Source organism: Candidatus Symbiopectobacterium sp. NZEC135, assembly GCF_025962695.1.
This window is the reverse complement of the sequence record NZ_JAGFPF010000159.1, coordinates 1-3,398: the sequence shown is the minus strand read 5'-3', so window position 1 is coordinate 3,398 and position 3,398 is coordinate 1. Positions and strand designations below refer to the sequence as shown.

Here is a 3,398-nt window from a genome sequence, read left to right as displayed (position 1 = left end):
CCGTCCTGACATCGTGATCGTCACCAGCGTGGATCGCACGCACGATCGCTACATCATCCGCGCCATGGAGTTGGGCTGTGATGTCATCACGGAAAAGCCAATGACCATCGATGAAGAACGCTGTCTGGCGATCGTTGACGCGGTAGAACGTACCGGTCGCGATCTGCGGGTAACGTTCAACTATCGCTATGCGCCGCATCACAGCAAGCTGCGTGAACTCATTCTCAACGGTACGGTCGGTGACCTCTTCTCGGTGCATTTCGAGTGGCTGCTTAATACCCAACCCGGCGCTGATTATTTCCGCCGTTGGCACCGCGACAAGCGCAACAGCGGCGGGCTGCTGGTCCATAAATCCACCCACCATTTCGATTTAGTCAATTTCTGGCTCGACTCGGTGCCGGAGTTCGTCTTCGCCCAGGGCGATCTGCGGTTCTACGGTAAGGAAAATGCCGAGCGGCGCGGCGTGAGCGAGTTCTATTCCCGCTGCCATAACCAACCGGCTGCGCGCAACGATCCGTTCGCTTTGCACATGGAGGAGCGGGCGATGCTTAAGGATCTCTACCTGAATGCGGAGCATGAAGATGGCTACCTGCGCGATCAGAGCGTGTTCGGCGACGGCATCAGCATCGAAGATACCCTGGCGGTGATGGTTAAGTACCGCAACAAAACGCTGCTGACCTACTCCCTCAACGCCTATCAGCCGTGGGAAGGGTTGAACATCGCCTTTAATGGCAGCAAAGGGCGGCTGGAAATGAAGCTGGTCGAGAACTCTTACGTCAATGGCGGGGGAGAACGTAAGAACGAAGGCAGCCTGATGGACTGCGATATCACTTGGTATCCGATGTTTGGCGCGCCGGAGCGTATCGAGGTGGCTTACGGACAAGGGGGGCACGGTGGCGGTGATGCGCTGATCCTGGAAGAGCTGTTTGGCAACCCAGGTCCCGATCCGCTTAAACGTCGGGCTGACAGCCATGCCGGGGCCATGTCCATTTTGACCGGCGTGTGCGGAAACCTCTCGATGCAACGTAATCAACCGGTATTTATCAACGAATTGCCTGTGGGCAGAAAGCTGCTGTCACGGCGAAACAGGGAGCAATAGCAATGGCGAAAGGCGATGTTTATCAGCTCGAGTACCATGAATCTATCGATGAGGATACCGGCGCGCGGGTGACCCGATTGACACCCCCGAACGTTATCTGCCACCGCAATTATTTTTATCAGAAATGTTTTCTCGATGAAGGTCGGTCACTGATTTTTGCCGCGGAATTCGATGGGTTTCGCAACTATTACCTGTTGGAGCTGGCTAGCGGCAAAGCGACGCAGCTAACGCAAGGGGCAGGCGATAACACCTTTGGCGGATTCCTTTCTCCTGACGAGCAATACCTCTATTACGTGAAGGGCGAACGCGCGCTGATGCGGGTTACGTTGCAGGATTTGTCCGAGGAAACCGTCTATCAGGTGGCGGATGAGTGGGTGGGTTATGGTACCTGGGTGGCTAACTCCGCCTGCACCAAGTTGGTGGGGGTGGAAATCCACCGTGATAGCTGGCGGCCCGTCAGTGACTGGACGGTATTCCAGCAATTTTATGAAGAAAATCCGCTCTGCCGTGTGATTCGCATCGATTTGCAAACGGGTGAGCGCACCACGCTATTACAAGAGAACCAGTGGTTAGGGCACCCGATTTACCGCCCTGATGATGATAATACCGTCGCATTTTGCCATGAAGGGCCACTGGATCGGGTAGAAACCCGCATGTGGCTGATGAACGAAGATGGCAGCCATATTCGCCGAGTCAAATTGCCGGCACCAGGGGAAAGTTATACCCATGAATTTTGGGTACCAGATGGCTCTGCCATGATGTATGTCACCTATGTAAAGGACAGCCCGGTACGCTATCTGTGCCGGGTTGATCCCGACACCGGTGTTGATGAAAAGATTGTTGCGATGCCGCCGTGTTCGCATGTGATGAGCAATGACAACGGGCAGTTGGCGGTTGGCGATGGTTCCGGCAAGCCCATTGATATTGTTGACAATGACAAGTACGGCGATGCCACCGATCCCTACTTATACCTCTTTGATTTGAAGCACCAACAAACCCACAAAATTGCCAAACACAGCAGTTCGTGGGCGGTGCTGGATGGCGATCGTCAGGTTACCCATCCTCACCCGTCTTTCACGCCCGATGAGAAACAGGTGTTGTTCTCCTCGGAGACGCTATTCTCCGCGCTATTCAATGATAAATAAGAGGATTTAGCTATGTTGATGAAACCAGTCACGCTTGCCGCAGCCCTGCTGCTTGCCACATCCGGTATGGCGTACGCGGAAAATGTCGAGTTGAGATTTTCCTGGTGGGGAGGAAACAACCGCCACCAGGCGACGCTCCAGGCGATAAAAGCGTTTGAACAACAGCACCCGAATATCAAGGTTCAGGCGGAATACTCGGGATGGGAAGGCTATTTATCCCGTTTTACCACCCAGATCGCCGGCGGTCAGGAGCCGGATGTCGTCCAGACCAACTGGAACTGGCTGCCGATTTTTTCTAAAGATGGCAGCGGGTTTTACGATTTGCGCAAAGTGGCTAAAACGCTGGATTTAACGCAGTACGATCCTCAGTCGCTGGAGAGTGTGTCGGTCGCCGGTAAGTTGAACGGTATTCCCGTGGCGGCTACCGCGCGTAGCTTCTACTACAACCAGAAACTGTGGCAAGAGACGGGTGTCGCCTACCCCAACAGTTGGGATGAGCTAAAAGCGGCGGGTAAGGCTTTCAAAGCCAAGGATGAAAACAGCTATCCGCTGGTGCTGGATTACATGGAGTCGTTAACGCTGCTTCACTCCTATATGGTGCAGAAATACAACATTGCCGCGATCGACGATAAAGCGGGGAAATTCACCTATACGCCAGCCCAGTGGGAAGAGTTCTTCCAATTGTATAAAGATTTGGTCGACAGCCACGTTTTCCCATCAATGCGAGTGCTGGCCTCCTACGGAAAAGCCAATACCTGGGAGATGAAGCCGTGGATTAGCGGGCAATGGGGAGGGATCTACATGTGGAACACCAATGCCACCATGTATGAAACCAACCTACAGCCTCCTTATAACAAACTGGAACTGGGCCCTTTCTTTATGCTGCCGGGAGCGAAAGACGCGGGATTGTTCTTCAAACCGACCATGATGCTCAGTATCGGACGCTCCACCAAACATCCTGAAGAGGCCGCTCTGCTGGTCAATTTCCTGATGAATGAGGCGGCGGGTGTCAAGGAGATGGGGCTGGAGCGCGGCGTGCCGCTCAGCAACACGGCATACCAGCAATTGGTACAGGATGGCACCATCAAGGAAAACAATATCGTGGTGGCCGGACTGAAATCGTTTATGGCCTTGCCGCATGCCATCCCGTCGTC

At 54.0% G+C, this 3,398-nt stretch carries 3 protein-coding genes; all 3 read left to right on the top strand.

Annotated elements, in window-relative coordinates:
* Positions 1 to 1,099, top strand: a 1,099-nt coding sequence (locus tag J5224_RS24205; protein ID WP_264627776.1) for a Gfo/Idh/MocA family protein, incomplete at its 5' end; no start/stop codon positions are given.
* Between the two features lie 2 nt (positions 1,100 to 1,101).
* Entirely contained in the window at positions 1,102 to 2,244 is a 1,143-nt protein-coding gene (locus J5224_RS24200) for an oligogalacturonate lyase family protein (RefSeq protein WP_264627775.1), read from the top strand.
* A gap of 18 nt (positions 2,245 to 2,262) precedes the next feature.
* Positions 2,263 to 3,398: ABC transporter substrate-binding protein (locus J5224_RS24195; RefSeq protein ID WP_264627777.1), on the top strand; the 1,136-nt coding region annotated here is incomplete at its 3' end.

What these genes read in the sequence shown, in the direction of transcription:
- J5224_RS24200 (WP_264627775.1), top strand. Translation starts at nt 1,102, where the DNA reads ATGGCGAAAGGCGATGTTTATCAGCTCGAGTACCATGAATCTATCGAT.